General features: G+C 59.4%; 21 protein-coding genes. 12 read left to right on the top strand and 9 right to left on the bottom strand.

What is annotated here, in order from left to right:
• The first annotated feature begins 163 nt into the window (after positions 1–163).
• From tusD to QMX86_RS10305, 6 genes are all read left to right on the top strand, one after another.
• Positions 164–556 carry a sulfurtransferase complex subunit TusD gene (gene tusD / locus QMX86_RS10280; protein ID WP_041477377.1) on the top strand — a complete coding sequence of 131 codons (393 nt, stop codon included), beginning with the start codon at positions 164–166 and terminating at the stop codon, positions 554–556.
• 2 nt (positions 557–558) lie between these two features.
• Entirely contained in the window at positions 559–915 is a 357-nt protein-coding gene (gene tusC / locus QMX86_RS10285; protein WP_073471291.1) for a sulfurtransferase complex subunit TusC, read from the top strand.
• Positions 915–1,208 carry a sulfurtransferase complex subunit TusB gene (gene tusB / locus QMX86_RS10290; RefSeq protein ID WP_041477059.1) on the top strand — a complete coding sequence of 98 codons (294 nt, stop codon included), beginning with the start codon at positions 915–917 and terminating at the stop codon, positions 1,206–1,208. Before tusC ends, tusB begins: the two co-directional genes overlap by 1 nt.
• A complete protein-coding gene (locus QMX86_RS10295; RefSeq protein WP_016770652.1) occupies positions 1,205–1,540 on the top strand; it encodes a TusE/DsrC/DsvC family sulfur relay protein in 336 nt (111 codons plus the stop codon). Before tusB ends, QMX86_RS10295 begins: the two co-directional genes overlap by 4 nt.
• Positions 1,537–2,538 (top strand): glycosyl transferase family protein, encoded by a 1,002-nt coding sequence (locus QMX86_RS10300; protein ID WP_282385164.1) that lies wholly within the window; start codon positions 1,537–1,539, stop codon positions 2,536–2,538. Before QMX86_RS10295 ends, QMX86_RS10300 begins: the two co-directional genes overlap by 4 nt.
• Positions 2,539–2,629: 91 nt before the next feature.
• Positions 2,630–3,631, top strand: coding sequence for a glutathione S-transferase family protein (locus QMX86_RS10305; protein WP_282385162.1), 1,002 nt, complete (start codon positions 2,630–2,632; stop codon positions 3,629–3,631).
• A gap of 132 nt (positions 3,632–3,763) precedes the next feature.
• Here QMX86_RS10305 and cysG read toward each other — a convergent pair whose 3' ends face one another.
• From cysG to ftsK, 6 genes are all read right to left on the bottom strand, one after another.
• Entirely contained in the window at positions 3,764–5,158 is a 1,395-nt protein-coding gene (cysG, locus tag QMX86_RS10310) for a siroheme synthase CysG (protein WP_041477064.1), read from the bottom strand.
• The gene (gene serS / locus QMX86_RS10315) at positions 5,159–6,439 is read right to left on the bottom strand and encodes a serine--tRNA ligase (protein WP_282385160.1); all 1,281 of its coding nucleotides are present in this window, start codon (positions 6,437–6,439) and stop codon (positions 5,159–5,161) included.
• A gap of 15 nt (positions 6,440–6,454) precedes the next feature.
• Positions 6,455–6,829, bottom strand: coding sequence for a fluoride efflux transporter CrcB (gene crcB / locus QMX86_RS10320; RefSeq protein WP_016775261.1), 375 nt, complete (start codon positions 6,827–6,829; stop codon positions 6,455–6,457).
• Entirely contained in the window at positions 6,829–8,151 is a 1,323-nt protein-coding gene (locus QMX86_RS10325; protein WP_282385158.1) for a replication-associated recombination protein A, read from the bottom strand. Before QMX86_RS10325 ends, crcB begins: the two co-directional genes overlap by 1 nt.
• Before the next feature lie 195 nt (positions 8,152–8,346).
• A complete protein-coding gene (gene lolA / locus QMX86_RS10330) occupies positions 8,347–8,967 on the bottom strand; it encodes an outer membrane lipoprotein chaperone LolA (RefSeq protein ID WP_073471296.1) in 621 nt (206 codons plus the stop codon).
• Positions 8,968–9,034: 67 nt separating this feature from the next.
• On the bottom strand, positions 9,035–11,443 hold the full coding sequence (gene ftsK / locus QMX86_RS10335) for a DNA translocase FtsK (RefSeq protein ID WP_041477069.1): 2,409 nt from the start codon (positions 11,441–11,443) through the stop codon (positions 9,035–9,037).
• A gap of 522 nt (positions 11,444–11,965) precedes the next feature.
• Between ftsK and aat the strand changes: the two genes are divergently transcribed.
• The 3 genes from aat (at position 11,966) to infA (ending at position 13,743) form a co-directional block, all read left to right on the top strand.
• Positions 11,966–12,646, top strand: coding sequence for a leucyl/phenylalanyl-tRNA--protein transferase (gene aat / locus QMX86_RS10340; RefSeq protein ID WP_123442125.1), 681 nt, complete (start codon positions 11,966–11,968; stop codon positions 12,644–12,646).
• 58 nt (positions 12,647–12,704) lie between these two features.
• The gene (locus QMX86_RS10345; RefSeq protein WP_110600808.1) at positions 12,705–13,412 is read left to right on the top strand and encodes an arginyltransferase; all 708 of its coding nucleotides are present in this window, start codon (positions 12,705–12,707) and stop codon (positions 13,410–13,412) included.
• Positions 13,413–13,524: 112 nt separating this feature from the next.
• Positions 13,525–13,743 carry a translation initiation factor IF-1 gene (infA, locus tag QMX86_RS10350; protein ID WP_002553999.1) on the top strand — a complete coding sequence of 73 codons (219 nt, stop codon included), beginning with the start codon at positions 13,525–13,527 and terminating at the stop codon, positions 13,741–13,743.
• A gap of 614 nt (positions 13,744–14,357) precedes the next feature.
• Here infA and clpA read toward each other — a convergent pair.
• Positions 14,358–16,628, bottom strand: coding sequence for an ATP-dependent Clp protease ATP-binding subunit ClpA (gene clpA / locus QMX86_RS10355; RefSeq protein WP_282385153.1), 2,271 nt, complete (start codon positions 16,626–16,628; stop codon positions 14,358–14,360).
• A gap of 30 nt (positions 16,629–16,658) precedes the next feature.
• Positions 16,659–17,042 carry an ATP-dependent Clp protease adapter ClpS gene (clpS, locus tag QMX86_RS10360; RefSeq protein ID WP_011334948.1) on the bottom strand — a complete coding sequence of 128 codons (384 nt, stop codon included), beginning with the start codon at positions 17,040–17,042 and terminating at the stop codon, positions 16,659–16,661.
• A gap of 224 nt (positions 17,043–17,266) precedes the next feature.
• Here clpS and QMX86_RS10365 point away from each other — a divergent pair, with 224 nt between their 5' ends.
• Positions 17,267–17,548 carry a cold shock domain-containing protein gene (locus QMX86_RS10365; protein ID WP_110645497.1) on the top strand — a complete coding sequence of 94 codons (282 nt, stop codon included), beginning with the start codon at positions 17,267–17,269 and terminating at the stop codon, positions 17,546–17,548.
• A 77-nt stretch (positions 17,549–17,625) separates the two neighbouring features.
• Here QMX86_RS10365 and icd read toward each other — a convergent pair whose 3' ends face one another.
• Positions 17,626–18,882 (bottom strand): NADP-dependent isocitrate dehydrogenase, encoded by a 1,257-nt coding sequence (gene icd / locus QMX86_RS10370; protein ID WP_024013414.1) that lies wholly within the window; start codon positions 18,880–18,882, stop codon positions 17,626–17,628.
• Between the two features lie 481 nt (positions 18,883–19,363).
• On the opposite strand from icd, the gene QMX86_RS10375 reads away from it, so the two are divergent.
• Both QMX86_RS10375 and QMX86_RS10380 read left to right on the top strand, forming a co-directional pair.
• On the top strand, positions 19,364–21,589 hold the full coding sequence (locus QMX86_RS10375) for an NADP-dependent isocitrate dehydrogenase (RefSeq protein WP_073471298.1): 2,226 nt from the start codon (positions 19,364–19,366) through the stop codon (positions 21,587–21,589).
• Between the two features lie 203 nt (positions 21,590–21,792).
• Positions 21,793–22,239 carry an NUDIX hydrolase gene (locus QMX86_RS10380; protein ID WP_122703760.1) on the top strand — a complete coding sequence of 149 codons (447 nt, stop codon included), beginning with the start codon at positions 21,793–21,795 and terminating at the stop codon, positions 22,237–22,239.
• Positions 22,240–22,253 lie beyond the last annotated feature (14 nt).

The raw sequence follows: 22,253 nt of genomic DNA on the forward strand, positions 1-22,253 counted from the left end.
GAGCGAGCCTGCTCGCGAAGGCGGTGTGACTGCCGAAACTGATCTCGAACGAGACGACGCTTTCGCGAGCAGGCTCGCTCCCACAGTGACCGCGTATTACCAGATTTCGCGGCTGTCGCAATAAAGCTTTATCATGGCCGCAGTTTCGCTGATCGAGTCCATCATGAAGTTCGCCATCGCGCTGTTTTCCGCCGCCCATGCGCCCTCCTCGCGCCGTGCCTTGCTGTTTGCCCAGGCCGCGCTGGCCGGCGGCCATGAGATTGTCCGGCTGTTCTTCTATCAGGACGGCGTGTTCAACGCCTCCGATGCTGTGGTGACGCCGCAGGATGAACAGGATTTGCCCAAGCAATGGCGCGCCTTCATCAACGAAAAGCAACTGGATGGGGTGGTCTGCATCGCCGCCGCTCTGCGCCGTGGTGTGTTGAACGAAGAAGAAGCCAAGCGTTACCAGCGTGAAGCGATTTCGCTCAGCGCGCCGTGGGAATTGTCCGGTCTGGGTCAGTTGCACGACGCCGTGCAGGACGCTGATCGGCTCATCTGTTTCGGAGGCGCTTGAACATGGCCAAATCGCTGTTGATCATCAGCCGCCAATCGCCGTGGTCCGGCCCCGGTGCGCGGGAAGCGCTGGATATCGTGCTCGCCGGTGGCGCCTTCGATCTGCCGATCGGTTTGCTGTTTCTCGATGACGGCGTGCTGCAATTGGCCGCCGGGCAGAACGCCAGGGCCGTGCAGCAGAAGGACCTCAGCGCCAATCTGCAGGCGCTGCCGATGTTTGGTATCGAAGAGCTGTTCTATTGCGCCGAAAGCGCCAATGCTCGCGGTCTTGGCAACCTGTCGCTGGACGAGGCGCAGCCGCTTGCTGCTGACCACATCACCGCCCTTATTGACCGTTACGATCAGGTGATCACCCTCTGATGTCGACTTTGCATGTGTTGTCTCATTCCCCGTTCGCCGACGATCGTCTGAGCAGTTGCCTGCGCCTGCTCGGCAGCGCCGATGCGGTATTGTTGTCCGGCGATGCGGTGTATGCGCTGCAACCGGACACTGTGCCGTTCTCAACCCTTCAAGAGCGAGCAATCAGACTGTTTGTATTGATTGAGGACGCACAGGCGCGTGCGATCGAGATTCCAGACTGGGCCGAGGCCATCGACTACCCGGCGTTTGTCGAACTGTCGATCCATCACGCCAAGGTCAACAGCTGGCTATGAATTCAATGACCGTCGGCGCCCGCGCCATCGAACTGGACAAGGATGGCTTTCTCGTTGACCTCAGCGACTGGTCGGCTGAAGTCGCCAGCGCCCTCGCCGCCGCCGAGGACATCGAGTTGACGCCCGAACACTGGGAAGTCCTTGAGCTTCTGCGTAGCTTCTACGCCGAATTCCAGCTATCGCCGGCCACGCGTCCGCTGATCAAGTACACCGCGTTGAAACTCGGCGCGGACAAAGGCAACAGCCTGCACCTGAACCGACTGTTCAAAGGCACCCCTGCCAAACTCGCCGCGAAATTGGCGGGCCTGCCCAAACCGACGAATTGCCTATGAACGACTTTCCAGCTTTGACCCTCGAAACGCCTGCCGAGCATCCGTTCGCGCAATTCGTGCGCATTCTCGGCAAGGGCAAGCGCGGCGCTCGCGACCTGACGCGCGAGGAAGCCCGCGCGGCCATGGGCATGGTGCTCGATGACAAGGTCGAAGATACGCAACTGGGTGCCTTCCTGATGTTGCTGCGGCACAAGGAAGAAAGTGCCGAGGAAATGGCCGGTTTCACCGAAGCCCTGCGCGCACGCTTGCACGCGCCCGCATTGAATGTCGACCTGGACTGGCCGACCTACGCCGGCAAAAAACGCCACCTGCCGTGGTATCTGCTGGCGGCCAAGTGCCTGGCGCAAAACGGCGTGCGCATCTTCATGCATGGCGGCGGCGCACACACGGCCGGGCGGCTGTACAGCGAACAACTGCTGGGCGAACTGAACATTCCCCTGTGCCGCAATTGGCAGCAGGTCGGCGCGGCACTGGACAACGGCGGCCTGGCGTTTATGCCGCTGGTGGACTGGGCGCCGCAGTTGCAAAAGATGATCGACCTGCGCAATACCTTGGGCCTGCGGTCGCCGATCCACTCGCTGGCGCGGATTCTCAATCCGTTGGGCGCACGCTGCGGCCTGCAAAGCATTTTTCACCCGGGTTACCAGGCGGTGCATCGCGATGCCAGCGGCTTGCTCGGCGACACGGCAATTGTGGTCAAGGGCGATGGCGGTGAAATCGAGATCAACCCCGACGCCACCAGCCACCTTTACGGCACCAGCGGCGGTCAGAGCTGGGATGAAGAATGGCCGCAGCTGTCAGCGCAGCGTCACGTCAAACCCGCCTCGCTGGACATCGAGCACTTGAAAGCCGTGTGGCGTGGCGATGTGGTCGACAGTTACCCGCAAATGGCCTTGATTGCGACCATGGCCCTCGCCCTGCGCGGTCTCGGTCAGAATCGCGAACAGGCCTTCGCAACTGCCGAGCAGTATTGGGCGGCGCGCAACACATCGATCTAACCGATTATTAGCGCCCGATCTTTGCGCTTTTTGTTCGAACTCATCGGAATAGACTCGACTCCAACGAATATTGGTTTTGGGAGTCTTGATCATGGGTTTACTCGTCGACGGCCACTGGCAGGACAAGTGGTACGAAAGCAGCAAGGACGGCGCGTTCCAGCGCGAACAAGCGCAACGCCGCAACTGGGTGACCGCCGATGGTCAGCCAGGCCCCAGCGGTGAAGGCGGTTTCGCCGCCGAAGCCGGACGCTATCACCTCTACGTTTCCCTCGCCTGCCCTTGGGCGCATCGCACGCTGATTCTGCGCAAACTGAAAGGCCTGGAAAGTCTGATCGACGTGTCGGTGGTCAGCTGGCTGATGCTGGAAAACGGCTGGACTTTCGACAAAGCGCTCGGCTCGACCGGCGACAAACTCGATGGCTTCGACTTCATGCACCAGCGGTATACGGCTGATACGCCTGACTACACCGGGCGCGTGACGGTGCCAGTGTTGTGGGACAAGAAACTCAAGCGCATCGTCAGCAATGAATCGGCGGAAATCATCCGCATGTTCAACAGCGCCTTCGACGGGATCACTGGCAACGATCTGGACTTCTACCCGGCGCCGCTACGCAACGAGATCGATGCGCTGAACGAGCGGATCTACCCGGCGGTGAACAACGGTGTCTATCGTGCCGGATTCGCCACTTCGCAGCAGGCCTACGAACAGGCATTCGATGAAGTATTCGCCGAACTGGATCATCTGGAGCAACTGCTGGGTGCCAATCGCTACCTGAGCGGGGAATACCTGACTGAGGCCGACGTGCGCCTGTTTACCACGATGATTCGCTTTGACGCGGTGTATCACGGGCACTTCAAGTGCAACCTGCGGCGGATTGCCGATTACCCGAATCTGTCGAACTGGCTGCGCGAGATGTATCAGTGGCCGGGGATTGCCGAGACGGTGGATTTTCAGCACATCAAGCATCACTACTATGGCAGCCACAAGACGATTAACCCGACAGGGGTTGTGCCGAAGGGGCCGGAGCAGGATTTCACTGTGGCCCATGACCGGGCGCGGCTGAGCGGGAAAGGGGTTTGGCGCCGGGGTTGAAATTCGAGCAGCTCTTAAGGGCGCCATCGCTGGCAAGCCAGCTCCCACAAAGTCTTGTGTAATGCTGAAGATTGCAGCTTTGACACAATACCTGTGGGAGCTGGCTTGCCAGCGATTGGGGCGACGCGGTGTTTAGACCTGCGCCTGCGCCCCTTCGAACCATGCCAGCTTCTCGCGCAGTTGCACCACTTCGCCGACGATCACCAGGGTCGGCGCATGCACTTCATGCTCCGCCACCATTCGCGGCAGATCCGCCAGTGTGCCGGTGAAAACCCGCTGATTGACCGTGGTGCCCTGCTGGATCAACGCCGCCGGGGTATCCGCCGCGCGACCATGCTTGATCAACTGCTCGCAGATGATCGGCAAACCCACCAGGCCCATGTAGAACACCAGCGTCTGCGCCGGGGCGACAAGATCGGCCCATGGTAGATCGGTGGAACCATCCTTCAAGTGGCCAGTGACAAACCGCACGGACTGCGCATGATCTCGATGGGTCAGCGGAATCCCCGCATAAGCAGCGCAACCGCTGGCCGCGGTAATGCCCGGCACCACCTGGAACGGGATGCCGTGGGCCGCCAGCTCTTCGATCTCTTCGCCACCGCGCCCAAAGATAAACGGATCGCCGCCCTTCAACCGCACCACACGCTTGCCGGCCTTGGCCAGATCGACCAGTTGCTGGTTGATCTGATCCTGCGGCACGGCGTGTTCGGAGCGACGCTTGCCGACATACACCCGCTCGGCATCGCGACGGCACAACTCAAGAATTGCCGGCGCCACCAGGCGGTCATAGAGCACCACATCGGCTTGCTGCATCAGACGCAGCGCGCGGAAGGTCAACAGATCCGGATCACCCGGGCCGGCACCGACCAGATAAACCTCGCCAGTGGTGACCATTGGCTCGCCATCGACCTTGGCCTGCAACAGGCGCTCGGCTTCAGCGCCCTGCCCGGCCAGTTGACGATCGGCGATCGGGCCCTGGAAAACGTCTTCCCAAAAGCCGCGACGCTGCTGCACATCCGGAAACAGGTTTTTCACCTGATTGCGAAAACGCGCAGCCAATCCAGCCAACTGACCGTAAGTGGAAGGAATCCAGGTTTCGATTTTTGCCCGGATCAGGCGCGCCAGTACCGGCGCATCACCGCCGCTGGATACGGCGATGATCAACGGCGAGCGATCGACGATCGCCGGGAAGATCACGCTGCACAAGGCCGGCGCATCGACCACGTTGACCGGCACGCAACGGCGGTGGGCGTCGGTGGAGACTTGCGCGTTGAGCGTTTCGTCGTCGGTAGCGGCAATGATCAGCCCGCAACCGTCCAGATCCGTTTCGGCGTAACCGCGTAACAGGCATTCACCGCCGCTGGCAGCGACCAGTTCAGCCAGTTGCGTTTCGATTTCAGGTGCGACCACCCGCAGCAGCGCACCGGCATCGGCCAGCAGGCGGGATTTGCGCAAGGCAATTTCCCCCCCACCGACAACCAACACACGACTGCCGCGCAGGTTGTGAAACAGCGGCAGATATTTCATTTAGCCGATGACCTCAAGGCCACCCATGTACGGCTTGAGCACGTCCGGTACGCGGATCGAACCGTCGGCCTGCTGGTAGTTTTCCAGCACGGCAACCAGAGTACGACCGACCGCCAGGGCGGAACCGTTCAAGGTGTGCACCAGCTCGGGCTTGCCAGTTTCCGGGTTGCGGAAACGCGCCTGCATGCGCCGCGCCTGGAAGTCGCCGCAGTTGGAGCACGAGGAGATTTCGCGGTATTTGTCCTGGCTCGGAATCCACACTTCCAGGTCATAGGTCTTGACCGCGCTGAAGCCCATGTCGCCGGTGCACAGCGCCAGGGTGCGGTAAGGCAGACCGAGCAGCTGCAGGACTTTTTCAGCGTTGGCGGTCAGGCCTTCCAGCGCTTCCATCGATTGCGATGGCTCGACAATCTGGACCATTTCGACTTTGTCGAACTGGTGCTGGCGTATCATGCCACGCGTGTCGCGACCTGACGCACCGGCTTCGCTGCGGAAGCATGGGGTATGGGCGACGAATTTGATCGGCAGCAGTTTCGAATCGACGATTTCGCCGGCAACGATGTTGGTCAGCGACACTTCGGCGGTCGGGATCAGGTACAGATCGGCTTCGCCTTCGCGGGCAATCTTGAACAGATCCTCTTCGAACTTCGGCAACTGGCCGGTGCCTTGCAGCGCCGGAGCCTGAACCAGATAAGGCGTGTAAGCCTCTTCGTAGCCATGTTCGGTGACATGCAGATTGATCATGAACTGCGCCAGTGCGCGATGCAGCCGCGCGATCGGGCCACGCAGCAAGGCGAACCGCGCGCCGGACAGCTTGGCGGCGGTTTCGAAGTCCAGCCAGCCGAACTTTTCGCCGAGGGCAACGTGGTCTTTGACTTCGAAATCGAACTGAGTCGGCGTGCCCCAGCGGCGCACTTCGACGTTGTCGTCTTCGTCCTTGCCGACCGGAACCGACTCGTGCGGCAGGTTGGGGATACCGAGCAGGATCGAATCGAGTTCGGTCTGGATCGCGTCCAGCTCGACCTTGCCCGCGCTCAGCTCGCCCGCCATGCGCTCGACGTCCGCCATCAGCGGCGCGATGTCTTCGCCACGCTGCTTGGCCTGCCCGATGGATTTGGAACGCGCGTTACGCTCAGCCTGCAGTGCTTCAGTGCGGGTCTGGACGGTCTTGCGCTGTTCTTCCAGCGCTTCGATGCGCGCGGTGTCCAGGGCAAAGCCACGGGAAGCCAGGCGGTCCGCTACGTCCTGAAGGTTGCTACGTAACAGTTTGGAATCGAGCATGTCGGTTTCTCGTTATCAAAGTTTGGTCAGGGACAGGCCGGCCCACGTCGCGAGCAGCCCGCCGAATACGCTGAGTGCGGCATAGCCCAGGGCCAGCAACACTTGCCCGCTTTCCAGCAGGCGCACCGTATCCAGTGAAAAGGATGAAAAAGTCGTCAGCCCCCCGAGGAAGCCGACCATCAACCCGGCGCGCACCTCGATCGGCACCTCCGGGCGTATCAGAAACAGGCCGTACAACACGCCAATCAGCAGGCAGCCCACGATATTAACGGCCAGCGTCGCGGTATAGAAGTGCCGCGGCCAATTGGCGCTGACCCAATTACCGGTGGCGAAGCGCAACAAGGTGCCGGCAACACCGCCGACCGACACTGCAAGGATCAATGGAACCACTATTTTCTCCGCTGCCGAGGGCTCAGACGATCGAGTTGAGCGAGGTGATTGAGCTTTTCGCCGATCTTCAACTCCAGGCCACGGGGCACTGGCTGATAGAACGGAATCGGCTCGAGTTCTTCCGGAAAATAGTCTTCACCGGCGGCATAGGCGTCCGGCTCGTCGTGGGCGTAGCGGTATTCGTCGCCATAACCCAATTGCTTCATCAGCTTGGTCGGGGCATTGCGCAAATGCAGCGGCACTTCCAGCGAGCCGTTCTCAGCCGCAGCGCGCAGTGCAGTTTTGAAGCCCATGTACACCGCATTGCTTTTCGGTGCGCAGGCCAGATAAGTAATGGCCTGAGCGACTGCCAATTCGCCCTCGGGGCTGCCGAGACGCTCCTGCACTTCCCACGCCGCCAGGCACAGGCTCAGCGCACGCGGGTCGGCGTTGCCGATGTCTTCGCTGGCCATGCGCACCACGCGCCGCGCCAGGTACAGCGGATCGCAGCCGCCGTCGATCATCCGCGCAAACCAGTACAACGCGCCGTCAGGGTTGGAGCCGCGCACGGATTTGTGCAGCGCCGAGATCTGGTCGTAGAACGCTTCACCGCCCTTGTCGAATCGCCGGCGCGTATCGCCGAGCAAACTTTGCAGCAGCTCGGTGCCGATTTCGCTGTTGTCTTCGGCCAGATCAGAGGCGTTTTCCAACAGATTGAGCAGACGCCGGCCATCGCCATCGGCGGCCGACAGCAGCATCTGGAAGCCTTCATCGCTCAGGGTCAGGTTGCGCTTGCCCAGCCCTCGCTCCTCGGTCAGCGCGCGATGTACCAGCTTACGCAGCGCCGCTTCGTCGAGGCTTTTGAGCACGTAGACGCGGGCACGCGACAACAGGGCGTTGTTGAGTTCGAACGAAGGGTTTTCAGTGGTGGCGCCGATGAAGATCAGCGTGCCGTCTTCAACGTAGGGTAGAAACGCGTCCTGCTGCGACTTGTTGAAGCGGTGCACTTCATCGACAAACAGGATCGTGCGCTTGCCGTACTGGCCGGCCTGCTGCTTGGCGATGTCAACGGCCTGGCGGATTTCCTTGACCCCGGCGAGCACCGCCGAGACCGTTTCGAAGTGCGCATCGGAGACTTCTGCGAGCAAGCGCGCCAGGGTGGTCTTGCCCACGCCCGGCGGCCCCCAGAAGATCATCGAATGCAGCGCGCCCTGCTCCAGCGCCTCACGCAGAGGCTTGCCGCGAGCGAGCACGTGTTCCTGACCGACGTACTCATCCAGATTGGCCGCACGCAGACGGGCGGCCAAGGGTTGGGCAATCGGTGCACTGCGAAACAGATCCATCACGTAGCGTTGAAACCTCTGATTTTATGAAATCTGCTGAAGAACCTGTGGTGAGGGGATTTATCTCCGTTGGGCTGCGAAGCGCCCCCAAAAGCGACGACTGCTGCGCAGCCGGACGGGGATAAATCCCCTCGCCACAATAGCCCCTCAATAGCAGGCCCTCACCACAAAGGCCCTGACACAAAGGGCCGGTGTTTATTCCTGGATAACGTCGGCACCCTTGGGAATGTCGAATTTGAACTTGGACGCAGGCACCGCTTCGTTGGCCTTGACCATGGTAAACAGGATATTGGTGCGCTGGCCGACGCTGTCAATCAGTTGCATGTCATTGAGCAGGCCGTTGCGGAACGACAGGCGCAGGTTGTCGAACAGGGTGTCCTTGGTTTTCGGCTTGAGAGTGAAGTCGATCACGCCGCCCGCCTCTTTCGCGCTGATATCGAAGCTCTGGCTGATCTTCGAGACATCACCGGACAGCAACAGCGCTGGCGTCTGGGTCAGACGCTCGTCGAGCTTCTTGATGGTTGCCTGTTCCAGGTCCGGGTCCCATAAGGTGACTTTCTTGCCATCGGAAACCATGGTCTGCTCGGCCGGCGCGTTGGTGTGCCAGTAGAACAGGCCCGGACGCTGCAGGGTCATGTTGCCGGTGGTTTCCTGCAACTGGGTGCCGGTGCCGTCGAGGGTCAACTGCGAGAAGTTCGCCGACAGGGTTTTCGATGTTTCGAGCAATTGGGTCAGACGCGCCACGTCCTTTTCATCGGCGTGGGCCGTGAGTGTGGTCAGCGCCAGTACTGGCAACAGCATGCGGATAAGGCGCATGAGAGTCCTCTTGAATAATCGTGGGAGAGCGGGTGGTGCGTCATTGCGCCACCCGCGTCGTTGCGTTTCAGTCGCGTACCGGGCCCGGGGCCAGGACTTCACGCGAACCGTTGGTGTTCATTGAGGTAACAACGCCGGCCATCTCCATCGCCTCGATCATCCGCGCGGCGCGGTTGTAGCCGATCTTCAGCTTGCGCTGCACAGCGGAAATCGACGCGCGACGGCTTTCGAGGACGAACTGCACCGCTTCGTCATACAGCGCGTCGGCTTCCGGATCATCACCGTCACCACCACCGCTACTGCCTTCAAAGCCGCTGCCTGCCTCTTCGACACCGTTGAGGATATCGTCGTTGTATTCCGGCGCGCCGCGCAGCTTCCACGCTTCGACCACGCGGTGAACCTCATCGTCGGAGACGAATGCGCCGTGGACGCGGATCGGCAGACTGGTGCCCGGCGGCATGTAGAGCATGTCACCGTGACCGAGCAGTTGCTCGGCGCCACCCTGGTCGATGATGGTTCGCGAGTCGATCTTGCTCGATACCTGAAACGCCATACGTGTCGGGATGTTGGCCTTGATCAGACCGGTGATCACGTCCACCGACGGGCGCTGGGTCGCAAGAATCAAGTGAATCCCCGCCGCACGCGCTTTTTGCGCAATACGGGCAATCAGTTCTTCAACCTTCTTGCCGACGATCATCATCATGTCGGCGAATTCGTCCACCACTACGACGATGGTCGGCAGTTTCTGCAGCAGCGGCGCTTCGTCGTGAATGCTTTCGCGCTTGTACAGCGGATCGCTCAACGGCTCGCCGGCATCCTGGGCTTCCTTGACCTTGGCGTTGAAGCCGGAGAGGTTACGCACGCCCATTTTCGCCATCAGCTTGTAGCGACGCTCCATCTCGGCAACGCTCCAGCGCAAGGCGTTGGCGGCGTCCTTCATGTCGGTCACAACCGGGCAGAGCAGGTGCGGAATGCCTTCGTAGATGGACAGTTCAAGCATTTTCGGGTCGATCATGATCAGCTTCGCATCGTCCGGGCCGGACTTGAACAGGATCGACAGGATCATCGCGTTCACGCCCACGGACTTACCGGAACCGGTGGTGCCGGCCACCAACAAGTGCGGCATCTTCGCCAGGTCGGTGATGACCGGCTTGCCGCCGATGTCATGACCGAGCGCCAGGGTGACCGGCGATTTGAAGTTGTCGTACTCGGGGGTCGACAGCACCTCGGAGAAACGCACGATCTGGCGGTCTTCGTTGGGAATCTCGATACCGACGGTGGTCTTGCCCGGAATCACCTCGACGACCCGCACACTGGTCACCGCCAGCGAACGCGCCAGGTCTTTCGCCAGGTTGGCGATACGGCTGACTTTTACCCCGGCGGCAGGCTGGATTTCGTAACGGGTAATCACCGGGCCCGGGTGGATCGAGTCAACGGTGACTTCGACGCCGAATTCCTTGAGCTTGATTTCCAGCAAGTGGCCGACCGCTGCCAAGGACTCAGGCGAATAGTTGAGCTGTTTCTTTTCCGCAGGATCAAGAATGGAGATCGGCGGCAAGGTGCCTTCGACCGCGCTGTCGACGAACAACGGCGCCTGCTTCTCTTTCTGTACGCGCTTGCTCGGCTCTGGGGCCTTGGCCGGTGCCGGCGCGATCACCGGTGGCACCTGCTTCTCGCGGTCGGACATGTGCTTGCTCAGCGCTTGCTCACGCTCGATCAGGCGTTCCTTGACCTTGGCCTGTTCACGCTTGTCGGTGACAGTCGGTGCGACCACATCGTGGACGCGGTCATCAACCTCACGCAGTTGCGCGACCAGTTGCTTGCGCTCGGTGCGCGCCGACCACCAGCGGTTGAGCGCGCCCTGGAACAGTTCGAACAGATCGAGGGTGATCTTGCCGGTGACGTCCATCACCTTGAACCACGACAGGTCGGTGAATACGGTCAGGCCGAACAGGAACAGCGCGATGAACAGCAGCGTGCTGCCTTGAATGTTCAGCGCATTCTTCGCCAGATCGCCAAGGCTTTCGCCCAGGGCACCGCCAGCGCCGGCCGGCAGACCGGTCGCGGCATGGAAATGAATGTGCGCCAGCGCAGCACCGGAGAGCACGAGGAACACCAGACCGATCAGGCGCCAGGAAAACAGCCAGCCGCTCCACTGCCATGGCTCGTGACGTTGACGGAAGATCTGGTACGCCTTGACCGCCAGCAGCAACGGAAAAATATAGGCGAAGTAACCGAGCACCATGAACAGGATATCGGCGCTGTACGAGCCGGCCGGGCCGCCGAAGTTCTGCACATCGTCGATCTTGCTGTTATGGCTCCAACCCGGGTCGTCCTTGCCGTAAGTCAGCAAAGCCATCATCAGGAACAGGCACAAGGCGCCGATGGCGATCAATGCACCTTCCTTGAGCCGGTAGTGCAGTTGCTGGCGCCAGAGCGGAACGACTGTTTTGGGTGCTTCGGTGGTCTTCTTCAAAACGCTTCTTTTCCTGCGCCCGAGGCGCGTCCATCTATTGAATGACGATAAAAAACTGCCCAATCCAGGCAGGTAGAAAAGGTGAAAAGCTCAACTGGGACTACTTTTAACACTGTGCCACTGGTTTTATAAACACAGCCATAAACACTGTGCGCAGCGAAAAGCCCGTCACAACCCGGCATTGTACGGGTTTGTGCGCCCGACGCCATGTTTCAGACCCCAGCCTTGAGCATAGCCAATCGCACACGCAGTGCCTTGCAATTGGAGCATGCATTGCCTTTTGTGACAAAGGCTTATGAGCTGTATTTGATGAACGTAGCGAACCTGGCCGGATCGGGCTCACAGGAATGCTCGACAGCATCGACACGGCGACGCTTACGACCACGGGCGACACATCAAGTTGCAGCTCAATGCTCGCTGCACCAGACAACTGTGCAGGACAGCGGCGCCGTTTCGCGGCAAACTCTTTCGCGGGGCCTGCACGCCCCCTGACCGCCCTCCCCTTCTGCAAGCCTGGATGCCATGCTGACTTGGTTACAACGTAATTCCCTGACCTTTCCGCCACTGGAAAAAGCCATGCGCGAGCCGAACGGATTGCTCGCCGCCGGCGGCGATCTGTCCGCCGACCGCCTGATCCAGGCCTATCGCCATGGCTGCTTTCCCTGGTTCTCCGAAGGCCAACCCATTCTCTGGTGGTCGCCAGACCCTCGCACCGTGCTGTTTCCCGACGAACTGCACGTCTCGCGCAGTCTCGGCAAGCTGCTGCGCAAGCAACGCTATCAAGTGACTTTCGATCAGGATTTCGACGCTGTCATCCGCGCCTGCGCTGCCCCGCGTGACTACGCCGACGGCACCTGGATCACCGAGGCCATGCAGGATGCTTACGTAGAATTGCATCGGCGCGGTTTCGCTCATTCGGTTGAGGTCCGGGACGAGGGACAGCTGGTCGGCGGCCTGTATGGCCTGGCAATGGGCCAACTGTTTTTTGGCGAGTCGATGTTCAGCCGCGCTGACAACGCGTCCAAATACGGCTTTGCCACGCTGGTGAAGCATTTGAAAGCCGCCGGGTTTGTGCTGATCGATTGCCAGATGCCGACCGATCACCTGCACAGCCTCGGTGCACGGTCCATTCCGCGCGGCGAATTCGCCGACTATCTGCAGCGCCATCTCGACCAACCGAATTCGGCGACCTGGGTTTGCTGAGCGACTTTTGCGCAGGTGGCTTACACTTAATCCACCAGCTTATCCCGAGGGTTGATTCATGACCGAGTTGGCGCGTTTGAAGTTTTATGCCACTCAGCCCCACTCTTGCAGTTATCTGCCCGAGGAGCAGGCCACGACGCTGTTTCTCGACCCGAGTCAGCCCATGGATGTGCATGTCTACGCAGACCTGTCGGAAATGGGCTTTCGTCGCAGCGGCGATCATCTGTACCGGCCGCATTGCCAGAATTGCAATGCGTGCGTGCCTGCGCGCATTCCTTCCGCCCAGTTCATCGCCAATCGCCAGCAGAAGCGTATCTACAAACGCAACACCGACCTGCAAGTGCAACCGGTCAAACCGCACTTCAGCGAAGAATATTTCGACCTCTACCAGCGCTACATCGAACAGCGCCATGCCGACGGCGACATGTACCCGCCAAGCCGCGATCAGTTCTCGACGTTCCTGGTGCGTGACCTGCCCTTCTCGCGTTTCTACGAGTTTCGACTCGACGGACGGTTGCTCGCGGTAGCAGTCACCGATCTGCTGCCCAACGGCCTGTCGGCGGTGTACACCTTCTACGAACCGAACGAAGAACGCCGCAGCCTCGGCCGTTACGCAATCCTCTGGCAAATCGCCGAGAGCCAGCGTCTGGGCCTTGAGGCCGTGTACCTGGGTTATTGGATCAAGAACTGCAAAAAGATGAATTACAAGACGCAATATCGGCCCATCGAATTGCTGATCAATCAGCGCTGGGTCATCCTGAACTGAACCTGCGGCCTAAACCCCTTGGCGTAAACACCATTTTTCGGGCACAATGCACGCCGCTTTTGCCTGGCGCAGTTGCACCGGGCCATTCATTGGATACCGAGGGCTTTACTGCATGTCGAAAGAAGACAGCTTCGAAATGGAAGGCACTGTCGTCGACACCCTGCCCAACACCATGTTTCGTGTGGAGTTGGAAAATGGGCACGTCGTAACCGCGCATATTTCCGGCAAGATGCGCAAGAACTACATTCGTATTCTTACCGGTGACAAAGTGCGCGTCGAGCTGACGCCCTATGACTTGAGCAAAGGGCGGATCACTTACCGCGCTCGTTAATCAAGTCAATACAGAACGCCCGGGTAATGCCGGGCGTTTTTGTATCTGCGTTTTGAGGTTTTGGGGCTGGCGGTTTCGCGCTTACAGCATGCAAATCAAAAGATCGCAGCCTCCGGCAGCTCCTGCGCTTGGATCGCGCGTATTAGACAGAAACGGGTTGACCTGCGGGCCGCCTTCGCGAGCAGGCTCGCTCCCACAGAAAGGCAAAAGCAAAAGATCGCAGCCTTCGGCAGCTCCTACACAATGAGCGCAAGCTCGAGTGCTCTTGATCTTGATCCACCGGCGACGTCGGAAGGCTGAGTGGAGGGATTGATCCGGGCGTGGGAGCGCAGCGACCGTCTGGCGCAGCCAGACACAGCGGAAGGAGGTGCAGCGAAGCAAACCGTAGCCGCTGCGCCCGGATCAGTCCCGCAGCGAAGGAACCCGAGCCTGCGAGGGCCGAACGTAGGAGCAAGCGTTTTTTTGCTTACTTTTTTAGGCGTTTGTAAAAAAAGTGAGTCGCCGTAAGGGCGAAACCCTAAGCAGCCGTAACCGCAGCAACGGATATACACCCAAAACCATCAAACAACGAGCAACAAAAAGGCGCCCGAAGGCGCCCTCTTGATCCACAGCCGTCAGGCCATTTCTGCAGTGGTCTCGAAGTCGAACGTCAACTCCCCGTCCTTGATGTCGATGTGCACCACACCGCCATGCTCGGCCAGTTCGCCAAACAGAATCTCCTCCGCCAGCGGACGCTTGATTTTGTCCTGGATCAGACGCGCCATCGGACGTGCGCCCATTGCCGAGTCATAACCACCCGCCGCCAGCCAACTACGCGCAGTATCAGTAACCTCAAGCAACACACGCTTGTCTTCCAGCTGCGCCTGAAGCTCGGTGAGGAACTTGTCCACCACACTTTTAATGACCTCATGGCTGAGGCGACCAAACTGGATAATGGTGTCCAGACGGTTACGGAATTCCGGCGTGAAGCTCTTCTTGATCACTTCCATCGCATCAGACGAGTGGTCCTGATGAGTGAAACCGATCGAAGCCCGCGCGGCCGTTTCGGCACCGGCGTTGGTAGTCATGATCACGATCACGTTGCGGAAATCCGCCTTGCGCCCGTTGTTGTCGGTCAGCGTGCCGTGGTCCATGACCTGCAACAGCAGGTTGAAGACTTCCGGATGCGCCTTCTCGATTTCATCAAGGAGCAATACGCAATGTGGCTGCTTGGTAATGGCTTCGGTCAAAAGACCGCCCTGATCGAAACCGACATAGCCAGGAGGCGCACCGATCAGACGCGATACGGTGTGCCGCTCCATGTACTCGGACATGTCGAAACGCACCAGTTCAATGCCCAAGGCCTTGGCCAGTTGTCGCGCGGCCTCGGTTTTACCGACACCGGTAGGCCCGGCAAACAGGAACGAACCGACCGGCTTGTCCGGCGATTTGAGGCCGGCGCGGGACAATTTGATCGCAGTGGACAGCGAATCGATCGCCGCGTCCTGACCAAACACCGTCAGCTTCAGGTCACGCTCCAGGTTACGCAGCAACTCTTTGTCGGAACTGGTGACGTGCTTTGGCGGAATCCGTGCGATCTTCGCGACGATGTCCTCGACCTGCGGCACTTCGATACGCTTGACGCGCATCTCCACCGGTTGCAGACGCTGGTAAGCCCCCGCCTCGTCGATCACGTCGATGGCCTTGTCCGGCATGTGCCGGTCATTGATGTAGCGCGACGCCAGTTCGGCAGCGGCACGCAACGACTCATCGCTGTATTCGATATTGTGATGCTGCTCGAAACGTCCTTTCAGGCCACGCAGGATGCCAATGGTGTCTTCCACCGATGGCTCGACGACATCGACCTTCTGGAAGCGACGCGCCAAGGCACGATCCTTCTCGAAGATGCCGCGAAATTCCTGGAATGTGGTCGAACCGATGCAGCGAATGTCGCCAGACGACAGCAGCGGCTTGAGCAGGTTGGACGCATCCATCACGCCACCGGACGCAGCACCCGCACCGATGATGGTGTGGATCTCGTCGATGAACAGAATCGCCTGCGGACGTTTCTTCAGTTCATTGAGCAGAGCCTTGAAGCGTTTCTCGAAATCACCGCGATACTTGGTACCCGCGAGCAGAGCGCCGAGGTCGAGCGAATAAACAACCGCATTGGCCAGAAGATCCGGCACCTGATTGTCGACGATGCGCTTGGCCAGGCCTTCGGCAATCGCGGTTTTACCCACGCCTGCCTCACCCACCAGCAGCGGGTTGTTCTTGCGCCGGCGCGCGAGGATCTGCGCGACACGCTCGACCTCCGATTCCCGACCGACCAGCGGATCGATGCGACCCTGGCGTGCGAGTTCGTTGAGGTTGCTGGCATAAGCATCCAGAGGATTGCCTGAAGAAGAAGACTCACCGCCCTCGTCGTCCTGCATATCTTGTTCACCTTCAGAGTGATCGCCGTGCCCCGGCACTTTCGAAATGCCGTGAGCGATGTAGTTAACGACATCGATGCGCGCAACGCTCTGCTGTTTCAGCAGGAACACTGCCTGACTCTCTTGCTCACTGAAGATGGCGACCAGCACGTTGGCGCCGGTCACTTCGCGTTTGCCCGAGCTCTGTACGTGAAAAACAGCACGCTGCAGGACACGCTGGAAACCCAGGGTTGGCTGGGTCTCGCGATCCTCGTCATGGACGGGGATCAATGGCGTGGTGGAGTCGATGAACTCCTGCAGATCATGCTTGAGTTTGTCGAGGTTTGCGCCGCAGGCACGCAAAACGGTGGCGGCAGCCTCATTATCCAATAGGGCCAGCAGGAGATGCTCGACGGTCATGAACTCATGACGCTTCGAACGAGCCTCCTTGAAGGCAAGATTGAGGGTGACTTCGAGCTCGCGGTTTAACATAGCTTCACCTCATACCCAAGTGGTCGGCGATTAACCGTCCTTCTCGATTTCACAGAGTAGCGGATGCTGGCTTTCCCTGGCGTACTGGTTGACCTGCATGGCCTTTGTCTCGGCGATGTCGCGGGTAAACACTCCACATACTGCCCGTCCTTCTGTATGGACGGCCAGCATGACCTTGGTCGCCAGCTCGCGATTCAGGTTAAAAAACACCTCGAGCACTTCGACGACGAAATCCATCGGTGTGTAGTCATCGTTGAACAAAACCACCTTGTACATCGGCGGCGCCTGTAACGCGGGCTTTGCTTCCTGAACAGCAACGCCTGCCGAATCGTCGTCGTGCTCCTGTGGAAGATCCTTTTGGAGAAGCGGGCGATCCTGATTGAATGTTAGTCGAATCTGGCTGATTGCATGCATGGAAAAAAAGGTTCGTCAGTTGTGCGAATACAGTGGTGGGGGCGGTTGCACACGTTTTCAACTACGACTGCCCGGTCACCTTGACTATCGGGAAAACGGTGTTACAACCAATAGAGCCCACAGTGGGTAAAAAAGATCCGCGGAGTCAATTCTTTTATCGAATTCGATTGCGGATGTCGTGGATGATACTCCAGCGATGGAGTCTGTTGCAGAGGGATTTGAGCATGGCTGTCGGCAAGGTGAAATGGTTCAACAATGCCAAGGGATTCGGCTTTATCAATACCGACGCCCGGGAAGGTCGCGATGAGGATGGCAAAGACATTGATTTCTTTGCCCACTACTCGGCCATTGAAATGGAAGGGTACAAAACCCTGAAAGCGGGTCAGGCGGTGAACTTCGAGATCGTTCAAGGCCCCAAAGGCTTGCATGCCGTGAAGATAACTCCGGTCGAAGCAGCTTCGACGCCAAGCTCGATTGCCACGAAAAAACAAACGGCAACCAGTTGAAGCCTCAAAACATTCGGTCATAAAAAACCGCCTGACTCAACCCATCGAGTCAGGCGGTTTTTGCGTACCTGCAACTTTTACATATGCGAAATCAACGCATCCCCGAACCCGGAAGACGACACCAGCTTCGCGCCATCCATCAAGCGCTCGAAATCATAAGTAACAGTCTTGGCGCCGATCGCACCGTTGGTGCCCTTGATGATCAGGTCCGCCGCTTCGGTCCAGCCCATATGACGCAACATCATCTCGGCCGAGAGAATCAGCGAGCCCGGGTTGACCTGGTCCTTGCCGGCATATTTCGGCGCGGTGCCGTGGGTCGCTTCGAACATCGCCACGGTGTCGGACAGGTTGGCGCCCGGCGCAATACCGATACCACCCACTTCCGCCGCCAGCGCGTCAGACAGGTAGTCACCGTTGAGGTTAAGCGTAGCGATCACATCGTATTCGGCCGGGCGCAGCAGGATCTGCTGGAGCATGGCATCGGCGATGGCGTCCTTGACCACAACATTCTTGCCGGTTTTCGGATTCTTGAACTGCATCCACGGACCGCCGTCGAGCAGGGTCGCACCGAACTCTTCGGCCGCCACTTCGTAGGCCCATTCCTTGAAGGCACCTTCGGTGAACTTCATGATGTTGCCTTTGTGCACGATGGTCAGCGAATCGCGGTCATTGTCGACCACGTATTGCAGGGCCTTGCGCGCCAGACGCTTGGTGCCTTCACGCGATACCGGCTTGACGCCGATGCCGCAGTTTTCATCGAAACGGATCTTGGTGACGCCCATTTCTTCTTTAAGGAATTTGATGACCTTGGTGGCTTCCGGCGAACCGGCCTTCCATTCGATACCCGCGTAGATGTCTTCGGAGTTCTCGCGGAAGATGGTCATGTCGACGTCGCCGGGCTTTTTCACCGGGCTTGGCACACCCTCGAACCAGCGCACCGGGCGCAGGCAGACGTACAGGTCGAGCTGCTGACGCAGGGCCACGTTCAGCGAGCGGATGCCGCCACCGACCGGAGTGGTCAGCGGGCCTTTGATGGAGACCACGTAATCCTTGACCGCGTCGAGGGTTTCCTGCGGCAGCCAGGTGTCCTGGTCATAAACCTGAGTGGCCTTTTCGCCGGCGTAGACTTCCATCCAGGAAATCTTGCGCTTGCCGCCGTAGGCCTTTTCAACAGCAGCATCGACAACCTTGATCATCACCGGACTGATGTCGACACCAATACCGTCACCTTCGATGAAGGGGATGATCGGGTTATCAGGAACATTGAGAGAATGGTCTGCATTGACAGTGATTTTGTCACCGACGGCTGGAACCTGAATCTTCTTGTAACCCATGCTGAACTCCATTGTTTGGATTGAACACCTGGCTTGCTTCGAGCGTAACCCAGTTGAATCAACACGCAAACCCTATGTTCCCGCGCCGCGCACATCTCGCTTCCTACAAGCCTGAATGCAAAGGGAAAAGCGCCAAACTCCAGCATTCGTAACGAGTCTTTGCCCGGTCGCGCCCTGCGACCTTTAGACCAATGGACGAGAATCGTTGCATATGAACCATCGGCAGATTGCCAGCTACCTATGTATAATGCCGCCCGCTGACCACAGGGTCACGACGGCTGGCCTCTCTAGCACGAGACTTTCCGCCTGATTGGTCGGGTTGTTACCGCAGCCTGACTGCTTGACGCTCTACTGATGCACCCAACATCACCGCGAAGAATCTCGACATTCGGTTCATGGATGACTTTGAACGAACGCGCTTACCCGGCGCCCCTCGAGTTTCTGCGCACGCTTTAGCAAAGAAGAGAGAGTTAATCCGAATATGCCCACCCGCTCGAAGATCATCTATACCTTCACCGACGAAGCTCCTGCCCTCGCCACCTATTCCCTGCTGCCGATCATCGAGGCTTACACCGCCTCGGCCGATATCGCCGTGGAAACCCGCGATATCTCTCTTGCAGCGCGCATCCTGGCAAGCTTCCCCGAGCAACTGGGCGACAAAGCCGTAGCCGACCACCTCGCCGAACTGGGCGACCTGGCCGTTACGCCTGAAGCCAACATCATCAAGCTGCCGAACATCAGTGCTTCGGTGCCACAGCTGCAAGCCGCGATCAAAGAGCTGCAGGCGCAGGGCTACAACCTGCCGGACTACCCGGAAACCGTGACCAGCGACGCCGACAAAGACGCCAAGGCGCGCTACGACAAGGTCAAGGGCAGCGCCGTGAACCCGGTTCTGCGTGAAGGCAACTCCGACCGCCGCGCTCCGCTGTCGGTGAAGAACTACGCGCGCAAGCACCCGCACAAAATGGGCGCCTGGGCCAAGGACTCCAAGTCCCACGTCGCACACATGAGCACCGGCGATTTCTACGGCAGCGAAAAAGCTGTCCTGATCGACGCCGCTGACGCTGTGAAGATCGAACTGATCGCCAAGGACGGTGCTGCCACCGTTCTGAAAGAAAAAACCACCGTTCAGGCTGGCGAGATCCTCGACTGCGCCGTGATGAGCAAAAACGCCCTGCGTGCGTTCATCGCTGCCGAGATCGAAAGCGCCAAGGCCCAGGGCGTGCTGCTCTCGGTGCACCTGAAAGCGACCATGATGAAGGTCTCGGACCCGATCATGTTCGGCCAGATCGTTGCCGAGTTCTATAAAGACGCACTGACCAAGCACGCTGACGTGCTGAACCAGATCGGCTTCAACCTGAACAACGGCATCGGCGATCTGTACGCACGCATCAAGGCCCTGCCGGCCGAGCAGCAAGCACAGATCGAAGCCGATATCGCAGCGGTCTATGCCGTTCGTCCGTCGCTGGCGATGGTCAACTCCGACAAAGGCATCACCAACCTGCACGTGCCGAGCGACGTCATCGTCGACGCCTCGATGCCAGCGATGATCCGTGACTCCGGCAAGATGTGGGGCACCGACGGTCAGCTGCACGACACCAAGGCTGTGATCCCGGATCGTTGCTACGCGACCATCTACCAGGCTGTGATCGAAGACTGCAAAGCCAACGGCGCTTTCGACCCGACCACCATGGGCAGCGTGCCGAACGTCGGCCTGATGGCGAAGAAAGCCGAAGAGTACGGCTCCCACGACAAGACCTTCCAGATCAAGGCTGACGGCGTTGTTCGCGTCACCGACAGCAAAGGCAAGCTGCTGATGGAACAGGCTGTCGAAACCGGCGACATCTTCCGCATGTGCCAGACCAAAGACGCGCCGATCCAGGACTGGGTCAAACTGGCCGTCAACCGTGCCCGCGCGAGCAGCACGCCGGCGATCTTCTGGCTCGACCCGATGCGCGCTCACGATGGCGTAGTGATCGAGAAGGTTCAGGCTTACCTGAAGGATCACGACACCAGCGGTCTGGACATCCAGATCATGGCGCCGGTCGATGCGATGAAGTACACCCTGCAGCGCACCCGCGAAGGCAAGGACACCATTTCGGTGACCGGCAACGTACTGCGCGACTACCTGACCGACCTGTTCCCGATCATGGAACTGGGCACCAGCGCCAAGATGCTGTCGATCGTGCCGCTGATGAACGGCGGTGGTCTGTTCGAAACCGGCGCCGGCGGTTCGGCGCCGAAGCACGTGCAGCAACTGGTTGAAGAGAACTTCCTGCGCTGGGATTCGCTGGGTGAGTTCCTCGCCCTGGCCGCCTCCCTTGAGCACTTGGGCGTGAACTACAACAACCCGAAAGCACTGGTGCTGTCGAAAACCCTGGACCAGGCCACCGGCCAGTTCCTCGACAACAACAAGTCGCCATCGCGCAAAGTCGGCAACATCGACAACCGCGGCAGCCACTTCTACCTGGCGATGTACTGGGCTCAGGCCCTGGCTGCCCAGACCGAAGACGCTGCACTGCAAGCGCAGTTCGCGACTCTGGCCAAAACCCTGACCGAGAACGAGGCAACCATCGTCGCCGAGCTCAACGCCGTGCAGGGCAAGCCAGTCGACATCGGCGGTTACTACCACGCCGACGCCGAGCTGATCAGCAAGGCCATGCGTCCAAGCGCAACCTTCAACGCGGCGATTGCTGCGCTGGTTTAAGGTTGTAATGCGGTGAACAGACCCCGGCCTTGTGCCGGGGTTTGTGTTTCCGGGTTTTGTGATCACCACAAAACTTTGTGGGAGCTGGCTTGCCAGCGATGGCGGTTTATCATCCAGCATGGATGGTGACTCAACCACCGCTATCGCTGGCAAGCCAGCTCCCACAGGGATTGGGGTTTAACCAATAGATTGAGGAAGGTTTTATGGAATGGCTCCCCCACATCACCGTCGCCACCATCGTCGAGGACAACGGCCGCTTCCTGATGGTCGAAGAGCACAAAGGTGGGCGTAATGTGCTCAACCAGCCCGCCGGCCATCTCGATCCGGATGAAACCCTGATCGATGCGGCCATTCGCGAAACCCTTGAAGAAACCGGCTGGGACGTCGAACCGACAGGCGTGATCGGCATTTATCTGTACACCGCGCCGAGCAACGGCGTGACTTACCAGCGCATATGCTTCAGCGCCAAAGCCGTGCAGCATCACCCGGATTACCAACTCGACGACGGCATCGTCGACGCCAAGTGGCTGACCCGCGACGAATTAATCGCCCAGCGCGATAACTGGCGCAGTGAACTGATCATCCGTTGCATCGACGATTATCTGGCCGGTCATCACTTCAGCCTCGAACTGATCCGCCCTTCTCTTTAGCCTTGCGGCCGCGA

Origin of the sequence: Pseudomonas sp. PS01270 (genome assembly GCF_029959775.1) — a bacterium.
Lineage (GTDB): Bacteria > Pseudomonadota > Gammaproteobacteria > Pseudomonadales > Pseudomonadaceae > Aquipseudomonas > Aquipseudomonas atacamensis.

Bases quoted from the DNA above. Each gene is read 5' to 3' on its own strand.
- QMX86_RS10305 (WP_282385162.1), top strand. From the start codon at position 2,630: ATGGGTTTACTCGTCGACGGCCACTGGCAGGACAAGTGGTACGAAAGC.
- QMX86_RS10375 (WP_073471298.1), top strand. From the start codon at position 19,364: ATGCCCACCCGCTCGAAGATCATCTATACCTTCACCGACGAAGCTCCT.
- QMX86_RS10365 (WP_110645497.1), top strand. From the start codon at position 17,267: ATGGCTGTCGGCAAGGTGAAATGGTTCAACAATGCCAAGGGATTCGGC.
- QMX86_RS10325 (WP_282385158.1), bottom strand. From the start codon at position 8,151: ATGGATCTGTTTCGCAGTGCACCGATTGCCCAACCCTTGGCCGCCCGT.
- QMX86_RS10300 (WP_282385164.1), top strand. From the start codon at position 1,537: ATGAACGACTTTCCAGCTTTGACCCTCGAAACGCCTGCCGAGCATCCG.
- QMX86_RS10295 (WP_016770652.1), top strand. From the start codon at position 1,205: ATGAATTCAATGACCGTCGGCGCCCGCGCCATCGAACTGGACAAGGAT.
- aat (WP_123442125.1), top strand. From the start codon at position 11,966: ATGCTGACTTGGTTACAACGTAATTCCCTGACCTTTCCGCCACTGGAA.
- infA (WP_002553999.1), top strand. From the start codon at position 13,525: ATGTCGAAAGAAGACAGCTTCGAAATGGAAGGCACTGTCGTCGACACC.
- tusB (WP_041477059.1), top strand. From the start codon at position 915: ATGTCGACTTTGCATGTGTTGTCTCATTCCCCGTTCGCCGACGATCGT.
- icd (WP_024013414.1), bottom strand. From the start codon at position 18,882: ATGGGTTACAAGAAGATTCAGGTTCCAGCCGTCGGTGACAAAATCACT.
- lolA (WP_073471296.1), bottom strand. From the start codon at position 8,967: ATGCGCCTTATCCGCATGCTGTTGCCAGTACTGGCGCTGACCACACTC.
- QMX86_RS10380 (WP_122703760.1), top strand. From the start codon at position 21,793: ATGGAATGGCTCCCCCACATCACCGTCGCCACCATCGTCGAGGACAAC.
- clpA (WP_282385153.1), bottom strand. From the start codon at position 16,628: ATGTTAAACCGCGAGCTCGAAGTCACCCTCAATCTTGCCTTCAAGGAG.
- cysG (WP_041477064.1), bottom strand. From the start codon at position 5,158: ATGAAATATCTGCCGCTGTTTCACAACCTGCGCGGCAGTCGTGTGTTG.
- tusD (WP_041477377.1), top strand. From the start codon at position 164: ATGAAGTTCGCCATCGCGCTGTTTTCCGCCGCCCATGCGCCCTCCTCG.
- tusC (WP_073471291.1), top strand. From the start codon at position 559: ATGGCCAAATCGCTGTTGATCATCAGCCGCCAATCGCCGTGGTCCGGC.
- QMX86_RS10345 (WP_110600808.1), top strand. From the start codon at position 12,705: ATGACCGAGTTGGCGCGTTTGAAGTTTTATGCCACTCAGCCCCACTCT.
- serS (WP_282385160.1), bottom strand. From the start codon at position 6,439: ATGCTCGATTCCAAACTGTTACGTAGCAACCTTCAGGACGTAGCGGAC.
- clpS (WP_011334948.1), bottom strand. From the start codon at position 17,042: ATGCATGCAATCAGCCAGATTCGACTAACATTCAATCAGGATCGCCCG.